17 protein-coding genes are annotated in these 20001 nt (G+C 70.9%); 6 read left to right on the top strand and 11 right to left on the bottom strand.

Going from position 1 to position 20001, the window contains the following annotated elements; all coding sequences use genetic code 11:
* Window positions 1–213: 213 nt before the first annotated feature.
* From WME73_RS45335 to WME73_RS45310, 6 genes are all read right to left on the bottom strand, one after another.
* Window positions 214–1848, bottom strand: a complete 1635-nt coding sequence (locus tag WME73_RS45335; protein ID WP_437913609.1) for a pyridoxal phosphate-dependent aminotransferase — start codon at window positions 1846–1848, stop codon at window positions 214–216.
* Entirely contained in the window at window positions 1841–2569 is a 729-nt protein-coding gene (locus WME73_RS45330; RefSeq protein WP_437854470.1) for a cupin domain-containing protein, read from the bottom strand. The genes WME73_RS45335 and WME73_RS45330 overlap by 8 nt, the downstream gene beginning before the upstream one ends.
* Before the next feature lie 75 nt (window positions 2570–2644).
* Window positions 2645–3415, bottom strand: a complete 771-nt coding sequence (locus tag WME73_RS45325; RefSeq protein ID WP_437913608.1) for a TauD/TfdA family dioxygenase — start codon at window positions 3413–3415, stop codon at window positions 2645–2647.
* 95 nt (window positions 3416–3510) lie between these two features.
* Window positions 3511–5436, bottom strand: a complete 1926-nt coding sequence (locus tag WME73_RS45320) for a methionine--tRNA ligase (RefSeq protein WP_437742484.1) — start codon at window positions 5434–5436, stop codon at window positions 3511–3513.
* A 334-nt stretch (window positions 5437–5770) separates the two neighbouring features.
* Window positions 5771–5953, bottom strand: a complete 183-nt coding sequence (locus WME73_RS45315) for a hypothetical protein (protein ID WP_437742483.1) — start codon at window positions 5951–5953, stop codon at window positions 5771–5773.
* 120 nt (window positions 5954–6073) lie between these two features.
* Complete coding sequence (locus WME73_RS45310) at window positions 6074–7996, bottom strand: hypothetical protein (protein WP_437913607.1); 1923 nt, start codon at window positions 7994–7996, stop codon at window positions 6074–6076.
* 174 nt (window positions 7997–8170) lie between these two features.
* On the opposite strand from WME73_RS45310, the gene WME73_RS45305 reads away from it, so the two are divergent.
* The 3 genes from WME73_RS45305 to WME73_RS45295 all read left to right on the top strand — a co-directional run bounded on the left by WME73_RS45305 (window position 8171) and on the right by WME73_RS45295 (window position 11563).
* Entirely contained in the window at window positions 8171–8419 is a 249-nt protein-coding gene (locus WME73_RS45305; RefSeq protein ID WP_437742481.1) for a phosphopantetheine-binding protein, read from the top strand.
* Window positions 8420–8423: 4 nt separating this feature from the next.
* Complete coding sequence (locus WME73_RS45300; RefSeq protein WP_437913606.1) at window positions 8424–10034, top strand: class I adenylate-forming enzyme family protein; 1611 nt, start codon at window positions 8424–8426, stop codon at window positions 10032–10034.
* Window positions 10035–10366: 332 nt separating this feature from the next.
* Window positions 10367–11563 (top strand): cytochrome P450, encoded by a 1197-nt coding sequence (locus WME73_RS45295; protein WP_437913605.1) that lies wholly within the window; start codon window positions 10367–10369, stop codon window positions 11561–11563.
* Between the two features lie 23 nt (window positions 11564–11586).
* Here the strand turns inward: WME73_RS45295 and WME73_RS45290 are convergent, their stop codons facing one another.
* From WME73_RS45290 to WME73_RS45275, 4 genes are read right to left on the bottom strand one after another with little or no spacing between them, the layout of a single operon-like run.
* On the bottom strand, window positions 11587–12813 hold the full coding sequence (locus WME73_RS45290; RefSeq protein ID WP_437913604.1) for a threonine aldolase family protein: 1227 nt from the start codon (window positions 12811–12813) through the stop codon (window positions 11587–11589).
* Window positions 12810–13064, bottom strand: coding sequence for an acyl carrier protein (locus WME73_RS45285; protein WP_437854464.1), 255 nt, complete (start codon window positions 13062–13064; stop codon window positions 12810–12812). The genes WME73_RS45290 and WME73_RS45285 overlap by 4 nt, the downstream gene beginning before the upstream one ends.
* Window position 13065: 1 nt before the next feature.
* A complete protein-coding gene (locus WME73_RS45280) occupies window positions 13066–14784 on the bottom strand; it encodes an HAD-IIIC family phosphatase (RefSeq protein WP_437913603.1) in 1719 nt (572 codons plus the stop codon).
* Window positions 14781–16436 (bottom strand): hypothetical protein, encoded by a 1656-nt coding sequence (locus WME73_RS45275; RefSeq protein ID WP_437913602.1) that lies wholly within the window; start codon window positions 16434–16436, stop codon window positions 14781–14783. Before WME73_RS45275 ends, WME73_RS45280 begins: the two co-directional genes overlap by 4 nt.
* 136 nt (window positions 16437–16572) lie before the next feature.
* On the opposite strand from WME73_RS45275, the gene WME73_RS45270 reads away from it, so the two are divergent.
* From WME73_RS45270 to WME73_RS45260, 3 genes are read left to right on the top strand one after another with little or no spacing between them, the layout of a single operon-like run.
* Entirely contained in the window at window positions 16573–18129 is a 1557-nt protein-coding gene (locus WME73_RS45270; RefSeq protein ID WP_437913601.1) for an amino acid adenylation domain-containing protein, read from the top strand.
* A 5-nt stretch (window positions 18130–18134) separates the two neighbouring features.
* Window positions 18135–18395: an acyl carrier protein gene (locus WME73_RS45265; RefSeq protein WP_437742473.1), complete on the top strand. Its 261-nt coding sequence runs from the start codon at window positions 18135–18137 to the stop codon at window positions 18393–18395.
* On the top strand, window positions 18392–19459 hold the full coding sequence (locus tag WME73_RS45260) for a GNAT family N-acetyltransferase (RefSeq protein ID WP_437913600.1): 1068 nt from the start codon (window positions 18392–18394) through the stop codon (window positions 19457–19459). Before WME73_RS45265 ends, WME73_RS45260 begins: the two co-directional genes overlap by 4 nt.
* 17 nt (window positions 19460–19476) lie before the next feature.
* Here WME73_RS45260 and WME73_RS45255 read toward each other — a convergent pair whose 3' ends face one another.
* Window positions 19477–19989: a hypothetical protein gene (locus WME73_RS45255; RefSeq protein ID WP_437913599.1), complete on the bottom strand. Its 513-nt coding sequence runs from the start codon at window positions 19987–19989 to the stop codon at window positions 19477–19479.
* Window positions 19990–20001: the final 12 nt, after the last annotated feature.

The following is a 20001-nucleotide window of genomic DNA, read 5'->3' as shown; positions in this document are numbered from 1 at the left end:
GCCGCCCGGGCGACGTGATCCCCGGGGTAGCTCAACTGCTATCGCAGGGCGGCGCGTCCGTCGAGCAAGGTCGACGCCGTGGATCATCCGTCCCCGCGGTCATCGCGGCTGTGGAGGCGGCGATCAGCGCGTGTGTTGGAAGCCTATGGCACCGTGCAGCAGAAGATGCGAGACGCCTTCACGCTCGTGAACCACGGCGGCCGCGCCTTCCGATCAGCGGCCCCCCGGGAGGCCGAGCTGGGCCTCCAGCCGCGCGATTGCCGACGAGAGATCGTGCCATTGGCGCGCCGTCGTGACCCTGACGATCCCGCCCGAGAAGCAGAACGTCAGGATGCCTGGAAAGACCGCCACGCGGCTCTGCCGGAGGAGATCGCGGAAGCACCGATACGAGTCGTTCCACCCCGGCAGCTCGACGGCGAGGTTGATCGAGCAGCGCGGCGAGATGACGCGCGCGGACGCTCGCGCGAGCCGGCCGATGGAGGCGTCGCGCAGCGTCTGCAACGCGTCCTGCCGCGCGCGCCGCTCGGTCCGATATCTCTCATAAGCTATCGAGAGCTGCGCGCGATCCAGCCCGTAGGAGCGCTCGAACTCGTCGACCTCGGCCGCCCCCGGCTCCGTGACGCCGGTGATGAGCCAGCGCTCCATCCGCGCCAGCACCTCCACCAGCGTGTAGAAGAAGGAAGGCGGCCCGCCGAAGGTCGTCGAGGCGTATTCGTAGTAGTCGGCCATGAACCCGGCGTCGGCGAGGAACCAACCTATCTTCAGCCCCGGCGCCGACCATGTCTTCGAGGCGCTGAAGACGCGGATCACGTTGGTGGCCGCGCGCCGCTGCGAGCACCGCCCGAGCGGGCCGAGCCACTCGTGGCACTCGTCGAGCACGATCATCGTCGACGGAGACGCGGCGCCGATCAGCCGCCCGAGATCGGCGTCGGAGACCGCCGCCCCCGTCGGGTTCGCGACCGTCTGCAGGAGGACGAGCGGGGTGCGCGGCGTGAGCGCGGCGATCAGCGGCTCGAGCGACGTGTGGCCAGCCCTCGACGGGAGGGGAACGAGCTCGACGTTGCGCCGACGGGCTATCGACTCCACGAGAGGGGGATAGTTGGGGATCCCGCACAGCACGGGCGCCCCCTCCCTCGGCGCGCCCGAGAGGATGAAGTCCGCGAGCGCGCTGATCGCGAACGTCCCGCCCATCGTCAGCGCGACGTTGTCGGCCGTGTAGACCGCCCCGTCGATCCGAGCGTTCTCGTACATGGCGACAGCCTCGCGCGCCGGGCGGCGCCCGCACGAGTCGGAGTAGCCGTACCAGTCCCGCTCGAGCGCGAAGCGGACGCAGTCCTTCAACGCCTCCGGGAGGCCCCACGCCTGCTCGTCGACGGACCCGCTCGAGAGGATGATGTGATCGTCGGACCGGAGCTCCCCGTAGAGGTCGTCGCGAAAGAACCAGTTGAAGAGCTCCTTGATGAAGCGCACGGTCGCGCGCGAGGTGAGCACCTCGCTCGGGTGGACCTGCCTCCGCAGCGTCGCGGCGCGCCAGCGCTCGGCGAGCAATGGCCTGTGCGCGTGCCTGCCGAGCTCGTGCTCGACGCGTCCGAGCCAGAGATCCCGCAGCTCGATCGGATCATCGGGGTTCTTCGCCCGCGCATACACGTCGAGCATGCGCTCGTCGACGGTCGGCACGAACGTATCGTCGAAATCCCCGAGGGAGCGGGCGCGCCGCGCGGCCTCGTGCGCCTCGTCGGGCAGATCGAAGGGGCGCGCGCGCGGGGCCCTGGCGAAGAGCTGGAGCTCTTGCCCGGCGAGCTCCGCCGGCGCCGGGGGCCGCGGAGCCCTGGTTCGCTCCTCACTCATTGGGCTGCTCGGCTGTGCGAATCCGCTCCACGTGCCGCGCGGAGATGCCGTCCACGATGGTCCGGTTGATCATCGGGTGATCGTCGTGAACGGGGCCGAAGTCGCTGTCGGGGTGGAAGGCGACGACATCCATGCTCTCCGCTTCGGTCTGGAACGCGTGCTTCGAGCCCGGCGGCAGGTGGAACACCAGCCCGGGCGAGAGCGGCACCCGCCGGTCGCCCAGCCTGCAGACGCCGCGCCCTCGCATGATGAGCCCCGCGCGGAGCGAAGGATGGGTGTGGAGCGTCTGGTCCGTACGAGGGGGGAAATGCAGGTGGTTGAGGCACGGCTCGCCCCGGACCTGAGGGGCGATGAGCAGGGAGTCGGTGCAACCGTCGATGTAGCGGAGCCGCCCGGACGCCTCGATCGGCCCGGCGATCTGGAAGAACCCTTTGCTCCGAACGTGGGTGATCCCGAACGCCTCCCCCTCGCCGTGCAACGCCAGCTCTCCCGGGACGCAGAACACCATCCCCGCGCCGATCTCGAAGACCCCCGAGCGGCAACGGAGGGTCAGCCTCCCCGAGAAGACAGCGCCGTAGTGAGTCCCCTCCGCAGGAGGTTGCCACGGCCCCGGGCGATAGCTCCAGAGCTCGCAGGGCCACGTCGGGTGCGGGAGCCTCTTCAGGCTGCCGCACTCGATCCGGTGAACCGAAAAATCCGTCGCTGGATCCATCCCCGCCATGGGCTCAGCCTACCAGGCGTCCTGGTCGATTGTCGCCTCTCGTGACGTCGTGGAGCTCTCCGGCGCCTTGGCCCGTCAGGCGGAGGGGCCGGCGAGGATCCGCAGGCGCTGGAGATGGCGGCGCCGGCTCGATCCGGCGCTTCGCCCGGCCGTCCGCCCATGGAAAAAGAACGTGTTGTCGATGATGACGAGCTTTCCGCGTGTCCAATGGACGCGGATTGCGGCGCCGGGAGCGTACATCGACGCCAGCAGGTCGCGAAGAGCGCCGTTGATGGCGTCCGCGGAGGGGGCGTGCCCCGCGTGCGTCCACTCGAGCGGCTGCGAGAGGAAGTCGCGGAACGAGAACACCCATCGACCGTCGACGCGCCGCGCTATCCATGGACCGTCGGGGCTCCTTCGATATCGCGTCTGCTCCAGCGTCGCCAGCGCGTCTGGCGACAGCCCCTCTGCGACGGCCGCCATCGGGACGAGGACTGTCTGGGCCGCGGTCCCTTCGTCGCCGGGATCGCGGCACATCAGGACGATGTACCGAGGCTGCTCCTCGGCCCGCCGGCCGCTGCCCTCGCTGTGGAGCGTCAGCGGGTTCGTCGCGAAGGGCTGGAGAGAGACGTCCTCCGTGCGCCCGTGCTCGGCCACGAGGTTGAGGATCACGCCCCTCTCCACGTACGGGAGCACCGCTGGATCCGTCTCCGGAGAGGCGGTCCCGAGGAGCGATCCCAGGGTGGTGAATCGATCGTTCGAGAGCGGCTCGTCGAGCTGGACGGCGACGAGGCCGCGCTCGCCGAGCTCGCGGAGGAGGCGCTCGCGGACCGCGTCCGGGAACTCTGCGGCCGACGCGCGGAGCACGTCTGCGCACGGCGGCAGGGCGGCGCCGCCCTCGAGCAGATCTCGCCTCCGCCCGACGTGGGCGTCGCCCGCGCGCTCGGTGAAGGCGCCCTCGATCAGGTCTCGCCCTCCCTCGACGGCGCCGGGAAATACGGCTGCTTGGCGCCGATCTCGTGGCCCGCGGGGATGGGCGTGCCGAGCTCTTCCAGGCGGAACACCTCGGGCGGCAGCCGGAGCGACGCGCGGAGGCGATCCATCGTCTCGGGGACGAACGGGTAGAGCATGATCATCAGGGTCTTCAGCACGTAGAACGACGTGTAGAGGGCGTCGCGGCGCCCCTGCTCCGGGTGCCGATCGTCGTGCGGTTTGTACTGCGTGAAGAGGCTGTTGATCGTGCGGGCGTAGTTCTCGATCTCGAAGAGAAGGTTCGGGTAGTCGGCCCGCTCCATGGCGCGCACGTAGCGCTGGACGATGCGCACCGTGTCGGCGACCACCTTGTCGAGCAGGGCGCCCTCGGGGACCTTGCCGCCGAACTTGGAGTGCACCGCCGAGATGGGGCGCTCGAACGCGGCGTTCATCGGCCCGGCGAGGAACTTGTTGCGCTCGTCGAGCTTCTCGAAGTCGAAATCCGAGGGTTTCTCCGCGAGCGAGAGGAGCGCGAGGTAATACCGGATCTGATCGACGGAGTAGCCCTTCTCGTCGAGGAGCTGATTGCCGGTGAAGAAGTTGCCGCGGCTCTTGCTCATCTTCTCGCCGCCGACGAGGAGGTGGAAGCAGCCGAAGACGTCGGTGAGCTGGAGCTCGCCCGCCGCCGGCAGGCGGTGCGGGTCCTCCTGGGTCCCGAGCCACATGGCCCCCTGCATGAGCACGTAGAAGTAGACGTTGTCCTGCCCCAGGAACTGGACCACGCGGGCCTCGGGATCGCGCCAGAACTCCGCATAGCGCGCCGGGTCGACCCCCTTGTCGCGGAGCGCCACCTTCGAGAACGAGATGGGCGCGATGAGCGAGTCGGGCCAGACATAGAGCGTCTTGCCCGCGAGGTCCGGATCCTCGGTGATCGGGATCCCCCAGGCGATGTCGCGCGTGATCGACCGGTGCGCCCACTCGTCGACGAGCTCGACGCGGACGCCGTGCTGCTCGAGGATCGCGCGGCCGCTCTCCAGATCGGCCTTGTTGCCGAACTGGACAACGAGCTCCTTCCCGCGGGCGAGCTTGCTCTTGTGCTTGGGGAGGCTCGCCTTGATCTCCTTGTAGGTGGCCTCGTGCGCCCGGTCGAGGCGCACCGACGGCATCACCGTCTCCAGGACCTCGGACAGCATGGCGCGCCGCCACGTCTTCTCTTTGCCGCTGATCCACTCGCGCAGCGTCTCGGACACGGACCACATGTCGAGCCACCAGTGAACCGTCTCGCGGAGCTCGGGCACCGCGTCGCTCAGCGTGCTGCGCGGGTTGAGGAGCGCGGCGGGGGCGTGCTGCTGGCCGCAGCGGTCGCACTCGTCGCTGTAGGCGTCCTCGTTGTCGCACTGCGGGTTGGGGCAGCGACCGCGCACGTAGCGGTCGGGGAGGAATCGCCCCATCTTCGGATCGAACCACTGACGCGTTGCGCGCTTCTCGAGGAGGCCGTTCTCCGAGAACCGCGTCAGGAACTCGTGCGCCAGCTCTCGCTGGAGCGGAAAGGTCTCCGGCTGCGAGGTGCCCGTGAAGGCGTCCAGGCTGATGCAATACCGCTCGAGCGTCTTCTTCTGCGCCTGCTGGATGCGATCGATGTACTCGCGGATGGGGAGCCCGGCCTGGACCGCGGCGATCTCGCTGGTCGACCCGTGCTCGTCGGTGCCGCACACGTACAGCACGTTCTCTGCCCCGATGAGCATTCGACACCACCGAGCGTAGATGTCGGCGGGCAGCTGGGCTCCAGCGAGGTGCCCGAGGTGCAACGGACCATTCGCGTACGGCATGCCCGCGGTCACCACCATCCGCTTGGGCCTGCGGAGCTGCCCGATGATCGAAGCGACGTCGGAGGGGGGGCCTTTACGCGTTTCCATTGGTAAATCCAGGGTTTCCTTTAGCCCGAAGCCCCTCCCCTGACAACCGCAAAGGGCGGCCCCGCCGGAGCGGCGAGAGCGCGCGTCACCCGTTTTGACCGGATTTCCACGACCGGATCGGCGCGGACTCGCAGGTCGATCGCTCCAGAGGGAGCCGCGGACGATGCTGCTCGTTCGCCACGTGGTGAGCGCTGGCCAGCGGCGGCGCTGCGTCGTGGGGCGGAGGGAGTCGGGGGACGAGGCGCCGGTGATCCGCGCTGAATGTCGGGAGGCTTCGCGGGGCGTGGAGTCGAGGGCTAGCGTCGCGAGCCCTCGTGAGAGCGAGCCGTTTCGACTACCAGCAGGCGACGGAGCCCGGGTTGACTCGCAGGCCGGCCTTGATGAGCTCGAGGTTCACCTCGTTGAGGCGCGCCTGCGCCTTACGGTACTCCGAGAGCGCCTTCAGCTTTTCGCTGTAGAGCTTCAACTGCTCTTGATTGAGGTTGTGCGCGAGATCCTTGAGGTCACGTTCCGCCATGGCTGATTCCTCCCATACCTGCGATTGATCGCAGCAATCGAAGAGGCTATGGGATCGGTCGGCGGACTGTCAAGGGCGATGGGGGACCGCGCCTCGGGCGATTTCTCGCCGAGCGCTGCGTCATGGCGTATCGGAGGTCGCGAGGAATGCGCGCCGCATATGAATCGACACACGCGAAGCTTCGATGAACATCGCCAGCCTGAATATCGGGCCCACCTGCGATGTTCCCGTCAGGCGGCATTCCGGTAGGGGCAGATCGTCTTCACCTCGCGGCCACTCGGTCGACACGAGATCGGGGCCGATCGGCGCCGACACGAGGGCGCCGCTCCAATCGCCCTTGGGCCCCCCCCGCGAGAGCCCGAGGCCGTGATCGGCGCGCTCGATCACGGCCTCGCAGCTCGCCGGGCGGTCGTCGACGGCGCCGCAGCTGGCGCAGCTGGCGAAATAGCGGGGCGCGCCGCCGGGCGCGCTCACGTCGTAGACTCCCGCCCAGAGGTCGGCGCCGCAGTCGCCGCACGTCCTGCCGGCCAGCTCCTCGCGGAGAGTGGCCGTCGGCAGCCACGAGTCCAGCCAGCTCGACCACATCGTCCTCGTCAGCACCCCGAGGAGCGTTCGTCGCAACGCGGCCTCCAGCTCGGCGCGCGGCCCCGGCGTCGTGCTCGAGCGCGCGAGCTCGCTCGCCTCGACCGCCGCCCGACACGCATCGACCGCCGGGGAGAGATCGGGCTGCCACGCTCTCACGTTCTCGAGGAAGCGCAGAATGAGCGGCGCCTCGGTGGCCTCGACGGGGGCCGAGGGCGAGGGCGCCGTCATGTCGAGGGCGGCCTCGTCGAGGGCGGCCTCGTCGAGGGCGGCCTCGTCGAAGGCGGCCTCGTCGAGGGCGGCCTCGTCGAAGGCGGCCTCGTCGAAGGCGGCCTCCTCGAGGGCGGCCTCGCGCGCTGGGTTTGCGACGACCGCGGGATCGCCGAACAGAAAGAGGCGATCTCGGATCATCGCGTGGGACTGTCTCCCGAGCGTCTCTCGCCACGCCGCGAGCGCGTCACCCACGCTCACCCCTTCATGCAGCGTGGCGACGAGGGGGATGACCTGCACAGGCCCGGTGTTCACGATCGCGCGCAGCGCGACGAGGCAACCGACCTCGGCCGAGGCGAGGAGCTGGGGCATGAGCCCCCAGGCGTCGACAACGCTCCAGTGCCGCCCCATGATCCCGAAGCAGCTGTTCCACATGAGGACCCGGCTCGACAGCGCGCGCGCCGGCACGAGCCGGCCGGACGCCAGCGCCTCCGCCACCCGCATCTTCTGCCGGTGGCATTGGCCGGTGATCACGCACTTCGGCGACGGACCTCCGGGGACGGAGCTCGGGTCGAGGTCCACGAGGGCACAGAGCGTCGCCCGCTCGCCGAGCAAGGCGTCGATCCCGTCGGAGTGCGTCGTCAGCGCCATGACGGCGTGCGGCCCCGTCTCGAGATCGCCGGGCGTCTTCAGCGCCCCCCGGAGCTCGACGGCGCCGACGCGGACGGGCTCGATGTGCCCTGTCATCGGGCTCAGCACGGTGGCCCGATCGAGCGGCGCAGGATCGAGCCGCGCGGCCGCGGCGCGGATCCGGGCCTGTCGCGAGAGGGAGCCCGCGTCGGCCGCCCAGAGGATCCCCAAACGAGCATTCCTGCGCGCGCGCGTGATCTCGTCGAGGAGATCGTGCGGCGCCGACGGGGCGACGCAGACGACGACGTCGACCGCGTCCATCGCCGTCGCCTCCCGCGGCGAGCCCACATGAACGTAGCGGCGCCCGGTGAGATGGGCATACAGGCGGCCTGCCCGCTCGGCGCCCTCGTCGTACCCCGCGACGAGCCGTTCGCCGCCGTCGCGTGGGCCCCTCGAGGCCGGCTGGACATCGACGATCTCCCGCCCGAACAGCGTCGCGACCTGGGCGAGCAGCGCCCTCTCGTCGGGGCCGGCGTAGGGCCACACCGGAGCTCCCCGCTCGTCGCTCAACAGCGGATCGTCCCCGGCCTGCGCCACCGGCAAGGCGAGCAGTCGCTCCATCGGCTCACGCGGAGCCTATCAAGGACCTCCCGGGGGATCAATCGGCGGCCGCCGCGGCTGTCTTAACGCATTCGTCGACGGTCCTCCGTCGGGTCGGCGCCTCTTCGCCGGCAGCTCGGGCAGGGAGAAAAAACGTGCAGATCCACCCCTCGCCGGAGAGGTAGTCTCCAGACGATGGATGACCTCCTACGAGCGGTGTTGGACATCGCGGCGCGCCACGTCGACGCGGAGAGAGCCTCCGCCGTGGGCCCCGACACGGATCTCTCGGCGCTCGGGCTCGCGTCGCTCGAGATGGTCGGCTTCATCCTCGATCTCGAGCGGGGCCTCGCGGTCCGGTTCCCCGCGGACCTGATCGATCCCGCCACGTTCCGCGACGCGCGGACCATCGCCGGCCACGTGCGCGCGCTGCGCGGGCCCGGGTGACCCCATGTCGACCGACTTCGATCTCGCCCACAGCTACGGCGGCGTCCCCTTCGATCGAACGCTCCCGATCGAGCCGACGATCCTCGCGCACGTCGCCGCTCGCGCGCGGTCGCAAGGCGACGATCCCTTCCTCACGGCGGCGCGGGCCGACGGAGGGGTCGTGACGCTCACCTACCGTGATCTCGAGGTTCTGAGCCGCCGGGTGTCGTCGTGGGCCCGCCGGCGGCTCGGGGTCGGCTCCGGCGACGTCCTGGCGCTCGTCCCGACGAACGAGGCGAGCTCGGTCGTCGCCCTCTTCGGCGCGTTGCGCGCCGGCTGCGCGCTCCTCCTCCTCAGCCCGGCGGACCCCGCCGGGCGGCTCCGACAGCTCGCCGAGGCGCTCGGGGCGAAGGCGGTCCTCCGCTCCCCCGACGTCGCGGCCGACGTCCTCCCGGAGGCGATCCCGGTCCCCGAGGCCGCTTCGCTCGAGGACGGCGCGGCGTCCGATCCCGATCCCGCCGTCGAGCCCCGGGCAGACGCCCTGTTCTTCGGGACGTCGGGGTCGACCGCGACGTCGAAGCTCGTCGCGCAGTCGCACTACGCCGCGGCCGTGAACGCGGAGGCGCTCCGCCGTCACCACGGGCTGAAGCGCGGGGACCGCCTCCTCGGCTGCCTCCCCATTCATCACGTGAACTGCCTTCATTTCACCATCTTCGCGACGCTCGCCGCGGGCGCGCACGCCGTCCTCGCGCACGCCTTCGATCCGTTCGGCTACCCGCGGCTCGTCGAGCGGTTCCGCCCGCGCATCGCCAGCGTCGTGCCCAGCATCCTCGAGGCGCTGCTCGGGATGTGGCGGCAGCCCGCGCTGCCGGGCGATTTCGAGTACTTCGTCTCGGCCGCCGCGCCGCTGACCGCGCGCACGGCCCGCGCCGTCCGCGAGAAGCTCGGCGCGCGGATCCTCCAGGGCTACGGGCTCACGGAGACCACCAATTTCTCGACGACGATGCCGGCGGACCTCTCCGAGGACGCGTATCGGGCGCACATGCTCGACGTGGAGATCCCCTCGATCGGCACGGCCTTGTACGGCAACGAGGTGGCGGTGCTCGACCGCGGCGGCGAGCGCGCGGCGCCCGGCGAGATCGGGGAGATCTGCATGCGTGGGCACAACGTGATGACGTGTTACGCCGGCAACGACGAGGCGACGGCCGAGGCCTTCCGGGGCGGGTGGTTCCACTCCGGGGATCTGGGCCACGAGATCGAAGATCGAGGGGACGGCCGGCGTTATTTCACCATCACGGGGCGGAGCAAGAACATCGCGAAGGTGCGAGGAGAGTCGGTGTCTCTCGACGAGATGGACCGCGTCCTCCGCGCGCTCCCGCACGTCGAGGACGCCGCGTGCGTCGCGCTCCAGCACCCCCTGCTGGGAGAGGAGATCATCGCCGCGATCGTGGGCTCGCAGGGCGCCGTCGGCGACGCGGAGATCCTGGCCCACCTCCGCGCCGTCTTCGCCCCGACGGTGCTGCCCCGCCGCCTGGTGCGGCTCGAGGCGATCCCGCGGACGCCGACGGGGAAGCTCCTCCGCGCGGATCTCGCGCGGAGGCTCGCCGCGCTCGTCGGGGCCGCTCCGGGGCGCTGATCAGCCGCGCTCACTGCCCCCCTTCGAGCAGCGCGGCGCTCACCGCGTGGAAGCAGCGCTCGAGCTCCGCGGTCGAGTCCAGGTGGCTCACCGCGCCGTCCAGGGAGTCGTCATCTCATGACCGCCGCGCTGTCTCAGCCAGAGCGGTTCCCACCCGCCCCTGGTAAGAGCGCCGCAGAGCGGCGGTCACCCGCACAGGCGCCAGCGCGGGCGCGCGACTCCCGCCGTGGAGCGCTGGTTGACAGCGCGCCACGAGGGTGCGACCGTCGCCCTCATCCCCGCTCCCGAGATACCGTCTTTTCCATCCACGCGATAACACGGAGACGCTCCCCATGTCGACTCCCCACACGCTGCAGCCCGACGATGTCATGGAAGAAGGCGGCGACGTCGTCCGGCGCGCGCAGGAGGCCTGCTGGTATGCCGAGACCTCGATGGGGAAAGCGGTGCTGCGGTATCGCGAGGTCCACGATCTCCTCCGCGACGCTCGGTTCCGTAACATGGGCACCGACGTGCTCACGAGACAAGGAGTCACCGATGGCCTCGTCCGGCGGATGTACGAGGGGTTCCTCCTGAGCACGGAGGGCGCCGCGCACGCGCGCCTCCGGGGCCTGCTCAAGAAGGGTTTCACGCCCGACGCCGTGGACGCGCTCCGCCCGCGGATGCGGGAGAGGATGCACGCGCTGCTGGACGAGATCGGCGATCGAACCGAGTTCGATTTCGTCACCGCGGTCGCCGAGCGATTCCCCGGCCAGGTCATCATCGAGCTGCTCGGGCTGCCGGTCTCCTTCGAAGATCCCGATTTCCGGCGGTGGTGCTCGGATCTCGGTTACATCGTCGGGCTCGAGGTGAAGAAGCACCTGCCCCGGCTCGAGGCCGCGTTCGAGGGCCTCCGCGGCTACATCGAGCCGACCATCGCGGCGCGCAGGGCCGAGCCGAGGGGCGACCTGATCTCGATGCTCGCCGCCGCCGAGCAGAACGGGGATCGGTTCAGCGAGGAGGAGCTCGTGTGTCAGATCGTGGCGCTCCTCTTCGGCGGCCTCGACACCACCCGGCGCACGATCGGCAAGGCATTCCTGGTGATGCTGGAGCACCCGGACCAGCGGCGGCTCCTGCAGGAGCGGCCCGATCTGGCGGAGCCGGCGGCGGAGGAGATCCTCCGCTACGCCCCGGGGACGCGCGTCGCGATCCGGGTCGCTACCTGCGATCTCGAGCTCGACGGAGTCCCGATCCGGGCCGGCGAGCTGGTGATCGCCGCGACGGGCGCGGCGAACCGCGATCCCAGGGTGTTCGAGGCGCCGGAGACGTTCGATATCACCCGGCGAGGCGCCGCCCCGCTCTCGCTGGGCGCCGGCCCCCACCACTGCCTGGGCGCCTACCTGGCGCGCGCCGAGCTGCAGGAGGCGGTGCCGATCCTGACCCGGCGCCTCACGGAGGCGGCGCTCGCCAGCCCGGTCGTGGTGCGGACGGCGCGCGAGGGGTCGCCCGGCCCGCGGGTGATCCCGCTCCGATGCCGCGTGCGCCCGCGCTGACGAGCGCCTGCTGCGCCGCCGGATCACCGCCCGGCGGGCAGCCCCGCGAGCCCGTCGAAGAGCCGGTCCTCCCACCCGGGGGGGTACCACGAGGCGATCATCAACCGCAGCATCACGTGGCCTCGATCCGCGCACCGGAGGGGCCATCGGCCCGCTCCGTGGCGCAGGAAGACCTCCGCCGTCTCGGGCGGCGTGGAGAGAAACACCACATTGCCGGCGCTCTCCGGGCTCATCACGAAGCCTCGTGATCCGAGCTCCGCGCGGATGCGCGCGGCGCGATCGACGTGGCTCCGGAGCGTCTCCCAGAGCAAGGCTCGGTGCGACGTCCACGCCGCCTCCCACCGCGCCGACGTCTCCCAGGCCTCGAACTCCGCGAGCCCGATGGGCTTCACCGAGGCCCGGAGTCGGTCGAGGCTCCCCTCCTCCGCGCGCGGGAAGAAGACGAACGCGCCCGGCCCACAGTCGATCTTGGGGAGCGAGAACGTCACCGCGTCGGCGAGCCCCATCAGATCGAGGAGCCGAGGGTGAGGATCGGAGTCCTCCGCGAGCTTGTGCGGGCCCCAGACGAGATCGAGCGCGAGCTTCATCCCCTCCCGGTCGCAGGCGGCGCGGAGGGCCCGGAGCTCGTCGATGGACGGCGCGAAGCCGAACAGCGACGGCCACGAGAGGAGGAGCACACGGGGCGTGGGGAAGTGATCCCGCCCGAGGGTCGTCTCCGCCGCTCGTGGGCAATGGGCGAGGAGCGCGTCTTCGAGGTCTTCGAGGCGTATCGTCCCCCTTTCGTCCGTCCGGATCGCGACGGGGAAGAGCTGCCCGCCGCTCATGACCGTGACGGCGCCCGCCTCGAGGATCATCGCATGTCCGACGTCCTCGGCGAAGAGCGCGCCCGGCCCGCTCCCCGCGAGGAAGCGCGCCGCGACGGCGCCCGCCGCGGTCGCCGAGGGGCAAGGGAGCCACACGCCCGGCCCGAAGAAGGGGGCGAGCGTCTCGGAGAGGCGCTTCGTGATTCGATCCCTGGCATAGGGCCCGAGATCCCGGCGAATCAGCTGCTCCGACAGCGCGCGGAGGCTCGATCCGGCCAGCGCCGTCCGGAGCGCGATCTTCCCGGGCTCGGCGGCGCCTGCCACAGAGTCGCCCGCGGAGGAGCGGCCGTATCCCTCCAGCACGCGGCGGAGCAGCCACGGAGGCGCCCCGAAGTGATCGGCGATCACCCGCAGCGCCCCCTCGATCTCGTCGTCCCTCCGGATCATCGCGCCTGCCCCTCCCGCCGCGCTCGGAGCAGAGCGCAGATCGCCCCGACGTTCTCCAGACCTCGAATCTCCCGGGTCGTGAACCGGACCCGGAAGTGCTTCTCGATGGCCAGGACGATTTGCACGTTCGAGAGCGAGTCCCAGCCGGGCACGTCTCGCGCGACCGTCTCCTCGCGGAGCTCGAGGCTGTCCGCGTCGAGGATGCCGGCGATGATCCTGGTCAGCTGGGCGAGGATGTCGTCCCCTTCCATGTCACGCCCTCCGGATGAAATGCTCGCGAGGCCGGTAGGTCTCCAGATCGAGATACCAGAGATCGCCGCGGCGCTCGAAGCCGAGCGTCGCGTAATGGTCCCTCACGAGCGCGTTCTTCGGCGTGGGCAGGTGCTCGCCGACGATCCCGCGCGCCCCTCGCCCGCGCGCCGCCTCGACGAGCACGTCGAGCACGAAGATCTCCAGCCCGCGCTTCAGCACCCGGCAGCTCATCAGCCAGGTGTCGACGAACATGGCCTCTCCCCGCGCCTCGAGGATGACCACGCTCACCAGACCGTAAGCGCCGAGCCGATCCTCCAGGCTGAACGCGAACGGGAGGTGCCCTGCGGAGCCGCTCATCCGCCGCAGCTCACCCTCCGCGTGGCGCACCGCCCGCAGGTTGAACTGGTTGGATCGCTGCGTGAGCTGCGCGACGCGGGGGAGGTTGAAGGGCGTGAAGCCCTCGACCTTCGCCATCATCTCGAGGCCCCGGAGGAAGTCCTCCGGAGCTCCGGACGAGCCCTGGAGGGCGCGCCTCTGGCTCTCCTCCCGATAATACGCGGTGCGCCGCGCGTCCTCGCCGGTGAAGGACGCCGCCTCGAAGAGGTTCAGCCGCCGGAGGAAGGGCATCACCTCGACAGGATCGGCGGGCAGCTCGGGCACGCACACCTCGGGCAGCGCCGCGCGCACGGCCGCCCGCTCCACGGCGCTGTCGTCGAGGAAGACCATGCCGTCGAACCCGATCCCGATCACGCTCTGGATGTGCCGGAGGTGGTCGACCTTGCTCTCCCAGCCAGCGCAGAAGACCGCGATGTCCTCGAGCCGCAGCACCATGTCCGGGTGACGGTCGAACACCTCCCTCGCGACGCGCTCTTCGTTCTTGCTGGACACCGCGAGGACGACGCCGCGCCGCTCGAGCTCCTTCGCCCAGCACTGGATCTCCGTGAACGCGGGCCCGAGGCCGAGCTCGCCGAGCTCGATGCCCGGCAGGCCGTCCTCCGCCGCGATCCCGCCCCAGAGCGTGTTGTCGAGATCGAGGACCAGGCACTTTCGGGCGCGCCCGAGGATCGCGTCCACGACGTCCAGCGTTCTCTCGGCGAAGACCGGGAGGAAATCGACGCCGAGCGCCATCCTCGCGGTGGCGGCGAGCCGCCGGTCCTCCGCGGCCGCCCTGCCGTGCTCCGCGAAGAGGAGGGCGAGATCGAGGACGAAGAAATCGTCGCGCGAGCTCGCGAGCTCCATCAGAAGGACGTTGATCCGGCGGAGCTGATGGACCCAGGACGAAGGGATCTTGTTGGCGAAGCTGCCGAAGACCCCGTCGTCGATCTCCGGGACGTTGACGTGGATGATCCGGGCCGAGGTGCTCTCCGCGAGCGCGTCCGCGAGGCTCCGGACGTGCGCGACGTGCCGATCCGCGAAGGAGGCGCGCTCCGTCGAGGGCAGCGCTCGAAACGCCGAGAGCAGCCGCTCGGCGGATCGCCAGACGACAACGAACTCCGGCCGAGAGCGGCGCAGCTCGGAGGAGGGATCGAGGATCGCCTGATCGATCTGATCGAACTCGCCCTCGAGCACCGCGAGGGAGAGGCGGCGATCGGCGGCCTCGCCCCGGAGCGCCAGGGCGTAGAGCTGAACTGCGGAGTCGGCAAGGACGGCCAGGCGGGCTCGGCGGAATTCCGGAGAGGGCCTCTTCGCCAGCCTCCGAAGCTCGTCGAACGTCTTCACGCGCAGGCGCCCACCGAGACCCAGCTCGCGCAGCCGGAGCGCGCCTCCCGGATGACGTCGAGGGCCGCGGCGTTGCTCCCGACGTCGACGAACTCCGTCTCCATCCCCGGGGTCGTCTGGAGGGTCAGGTGCAGGAGCGTGCCGGCGACCCGGTACGGCAGGACCTGGCAGGAGCAAACCCAGTTCACGAGCCGCCCGTCCTTGACCAGGCCTGCCGCCACGATCCCGTAATCGCTGGTCGAGGCGCGGCATCTCCCCACGTAGATGGCGTCCAGCGTGTCGAGCTCGGGCCGATCGCCGGTCAGGTTCATCTCGGTGCACAGGACGAGCAGCTCCTCCACGCGCGGATACTCCGCGGGCGTGGCCGCCCGGACGTCGACGACGATGTTCAATCCGCGCAGGAAGGCCTCGACGCGCTCGGCGGCGGCGCCCGATCCCGCCGGCGCGACCGCCGGAGGGGAGCCGGCGATCGACGCCGGCCTCGGGGCCGGGCTCTCCCAGCGGACCAGCCGAGGACCGTGGAGGAGGAACTCTCGATATCGATGCGCCGGCCCCTCCGGCACGGTGATCTCGGGCGCGTTCGCTCGGACCTCCTCGCGATCCGCCTCGGTGGCGCCGAGGAACGCCAGCGCGTGGAGCTCGATCCCCAGGCGCTCGGCGACGCGCCGGCACGCCTCGGACGCGGGGCGTCGAGGGTCGGCCTCGAGCGCCGCGAAGTCGGCGACGTCGAGCGCGAGGCCGTCCACCAAGGCAGGGTGCGCAGAGAAGATCGAGCTCCGTACCTGCTCCGGGATCCCCTCGTACATCCACGCGAACGGCCCCGGATCGCCGTCGGCGACCGGAGCGCGCTTCTGGAACCGGCGCTGGGTCGCGTCGCGATCATTGCGTGTCGTCAGCGCGAGCGCGACTCCCCGCCTCGCGACGATCCGGAGCGCCTCGTGGAGGCCCCGCTCCATGGACCACCACGCCTCGAGGACGGTGGCCGCGGGCGCTCGATCCGGCGGGAGCCAGGCGGGGTTGCGAGCGTGGAAGTCGTCCGCGAGGAGATCTCCCCGGATCAACAGGTCGAGATCCACGACGACGCACTCGATGGGCGGGAGCGCGCGGGCGGCCCACAGGCTCGCGACCCACTGCGCCTCGTGGAACACCGCCTCGGCGACGGCGTTCGGGCCGGCCTCCTTGCCCGCGCCCGCCCCCAGGGCCTCGCCGTGGCCGAGGCCGCCGATGACGTCATCCATCGGGATCCCGTGGCGGGCCCAGAGGCCCTGCACGTCGAGGACGCGGTGCGCGCGTATCACCGACGCGAGCTCGTCGAAGGCAGCGTCGATCTCCGCGTCTCCGCCGAGCAGCCCAAACGCACCTGCGGAGGGGCGGCGCACTCCCCTGTAGACGACGGGTGTCTCGCTCAGCGCGGCGACGACCGCCCGGAGCGGGTCGAGATCGAAGCGGGGAATTGGGCGGCCGGCGATCGCGGCGACGCAGATCGGCGCGATCACGTCGAAGCCGAAGAGATCGACGTAAACGAGCGTCGGATCGAGGCGGAGAGCCGCGTCCACCTGCGTCCACCCGAGGACCTTGACCTCGGCGCCGGTGAGCTGGCGGAGCGCCGGCGCGACGCGGAAAGCACCGCAGTTTCCCATGAGAAGGATCATGGCCCCTCGCTCTTCGCGTGGTGAGTGGAGCACATCGCCTGGGGCTCGTCAACGCTCGCGCCCCGGGCCCCGCGCCGCTGATCCGGGGCTGTTGCCCGGCGTTGACGGCCACTTTTGGACCTGATTGAATCGCGCCGTGGTGGCCAATGACGCGATCCGACGTCTCGAAGAGCTGGTATCGAAAGAGGACCTGCACCACCCCGACGCCACTGCGCTCGTCGACGGCTCGGCGCGGCTCTCGTATGGAGAGCTCGATCGCCGGAGCGACGAGCTCGCGCGCGCGCTCGTGGCCCGCGGCGTGCGGCCGGGCGACCGCGTGGCGCTCCTCGCGCCCAAGTCGGCCGAGGCGATCGTCGCCCTCGTCGGCACCCTGAAGGCCGCGGCCGTCTGCGCGCCGCTCGACGTGACGAGCCCTGCCCCTCGTCTGGTCCGGATGCTCCGGGCGCTCGAGCCCTGTCGGCTCGTGATCCACCCCGAGAGCGGCGGCCTCGCCGCGCGGTGCCTCGACGAGCTCGGGGACGCCTCCGTCTCCGAGGTCCTCCGCCTCGGCGAGGACATCGCGGCTGCGCGCGCCGAGCGGCCGGCGCCGGGGGCTGCTCCGGACGATCTGGCGGTCATCCTCTTCACGTCGGGCTCGACCGGGGAGCCGAAGGGTGTCCCCCTCACCCACGAGGCGGTGCTCCACTTCGTCTCGTGGTCCACTACCCATTTCGGAGTCGGCGCCGACGATCGCGTCTCCTGCCATTCACCACTGCACTTCGACGCCGCGCTCTGGGACATCTTCCGCGCGTTCCACGCGGGCGCGGAGCTGCATCTCGTCCCTGCGCGCGCCAACCTCCTGCCGCGATCGCTGGCGGAGTTCATCCGCGGCGCGAGGCTGACGCAGTGGGACTCGGTGCCTTCGGTCCTTGTCGGCATGGCGAGCAGAGACGTGGTGGCCCACGGCGACTTCCCCGAGCTTCGAAGGCTGATCTGGTATGGTGAGGTGTTCCCCACCAAGGCCCTTCGCTACTGGATGGAGCGCCTGCCCCACGTGACGTTCACGAACACGTACGGTCCCACCGAGACGACGATCACCGCCAGCCATTACACGGTGCCGCGCGTCCCCGACGACGACGCGCCCATCCCCATCGGCGAGGCGGTCCCCGGCAAGCGGCTCTCGGTGCTCGACGCGGATCGCCGCCCCGTGGCGCCCGGGGTGATCGGCGATCTCTACATCGGCGGCGTCGGCCTGAGCCCGGGCTACTTCCGCGATCCGGACAAGACCGCATCCGCGTTCGTCGAGGCGCCCCCCGGCTCCGGCGAGCGCCTCTACCGGACAGGCGATCTCGCGAGGATCGACGAGGCGGGGATCGTCCACTTCCACGGCCGCGCCGATCGGCAGATCAAGTCGCGCGGGTGCCGCATCGAGCTCGACGAGATCGCCGTCGCGCTGGGGCGCATCGCCGGGCTCGCGGAGAGCGCGGTCGTCGCCGTCGCCGTCGACGGCTTCGAGGGCGCGCGGATCTGCGCCGCGTACGTCCCGATGCCCGGAGCCACGCGCAGCCCGGCGGAGCTCCGCGCGGAGCTCTCGAGCTGCCTGCCCCCGTACATGCTGCCGGCGCGCTGGCTCGCGCTCGACGGGCTGCCCAAGAACCCGAACGGAAAGATCGATCATCGGGCGCTCGAGCGGCGGTTTCTCGAGGAGAGGTAGCGCGCATGTCGGAACGAACCCCGCCGATCGCCGCCGTCCAGCAGATCCTCGGCGAGTCGCTTCACCTCGGGCCCGTGGGCGCGGACGTCGATCTCGTCGAGAGCGGCCTGATCGACTCCGCCGCCTTCATGGATCTCTTCGTCCTCCTTGAAGATCGCTTCGGGATCAGGATCGAGGCCGGCGACATGGATCTCGAGCACTTCCGCACGGCCGCCCGGATGGCGGCGTTCGTTGCGGGCAAGCAGGCGGGTCCTCCGGGGCGATGAGCGGCGCTCGAAGCCCCTGCCGGATCACGGCCTATCGCCCGGGCGACCGGGATGCCGTCGTCCACTTCCAGCGGCTGCTCTGGAACGGGGGGCCGAGCCTCAACGCCGCCTACCTGGACTGGAAGTACGGCCGCAATCCCTATCTCGATCATCGCTATCTCATGCTCGCCTGGGACGGCGACGAGCTGGCCGGGATGGTCGGCGCCTTCGGGGCCTGCTGGGAGGCGAACGGCGGCGATCGCGTGGTGCTGCCCTGCCTCGCCGACGCCGTGGTGGCGCCCGACCAGCGAGGCGGGCCCCTGTTCGGGCGCATGCTCGACGAGCTGGTCGCGCGGCTCCGCGCCGACGGGATCCCGTGGCTCCTGGATTTCGGGAACGGCCTCGCGGTCCCTGCCCTGCTGATGCAGGGGTGGAAGGCCATCGGCCCGTGGCCGCTCGCGAGCGCCAGGCGAGGAGGTCGCGTCGTCGACGCTCGCTCCTGGCCGGACGCGGAGGGCGGCGGCCTCCAGGGTTCGCGGTCCGGCGTCTCGATCCGCGCCAGCCGCGCGCCTCACCCGCCGACGATCGCCGCGCTCGCGGCGGAGGTCCCATTACCGGACGGCGTGCGGCGTCATGTGCGCGATCTGGAGTACATCACGTGGTGGAACCAGAACCCCTTGGCTCGCTATTTCTACCTCACCGCGGAGGCGGAGGGGGCGCCGTGCGGGTATCTGGTCGGCCACCGCTCGCTGGACCCGGACGACCACCCGACCCCGACGACGATCCTCGACTGCGAGGCGAGGAGCGACGAGATCTGGCTGGATCTGCTGGAGATGGCGTTGACCCACCTGCCGGGATCCACGGTGCTCCTGTGGGCGCGCGACATCTCCCCCGGGCGCCGCGGCGGACTGGGCTCGGTCGGCTTCGAGGTGAAAGAGCCCACGGGACAGGTCACCCGTGACTGGCAGTTGCCGAGTCTCATCCTGCGCTCGACCGGGGTCCTGGATCCTTCGTCGCCGCTCGCCGCGCTCGACTCGCCGGCGGCCTGGGATCTGCGGGCGGTGTGCGGGCGGAGCTGGCGTTGAGCGCGGGGCGCGCCCGCTCAGCGCAGGACCTTTTGCAGGTACACGCGGCGCCGCCCGTCCTCCGACTGCGCCCGGCCGTGCTCCTCGAAGCCGAACATCCCGAGCAACGCCCGCACGTGCGTCAAATCCGGGTTCGCCTCCGAGCGCAGCACGTCGGCCCCGCCCGCCGTCGCCAGCTCGACCGCCCTCCGGAGGCAGCGGGCGCCGGCGAGGGAGCCCCTCGCCAGCCCCGCGGGGTGGACGACGAGGCGCGAGAGATACGCAGGCTTCCCCGCGGGCGGGAAGATCGCGAGGTCGGCCTCGAACGGCGGCTCCCACGTCAGCGTGAACATGGCGATCGCCTCCGCCCCCTGCCGCAGGAGGTGCACCGAGCCTGCCTGCACGCGCCGCCGCGTCGTCTCCAGGCGCCGCGCGGGCGCCGGGTTCTCGGGCGTCGCGTGGTGGGCGTCGCTCGCGCAGAGGAGCGCGTGGACCTCCTCCGCGTTCGAGGCGACCTCCCACGATCCCTGCGGAGACTCGTTCTCGGTCACTGCATGTCCCTC

Source organism: Sorangium sp. So ce302, assembly GCF_051530145.1.
Taxonomy (GTDB): Bacteria; Myxococcota_A; Polyangia; order Polyangiales; family Polyangiaceae; genus Sorangium; species Sorangium cellulosum_B.
Note: the sequence above shows the minus strand (reverse complement) of the source record. Positions and strands in the feature narration are given on the sequence as shown.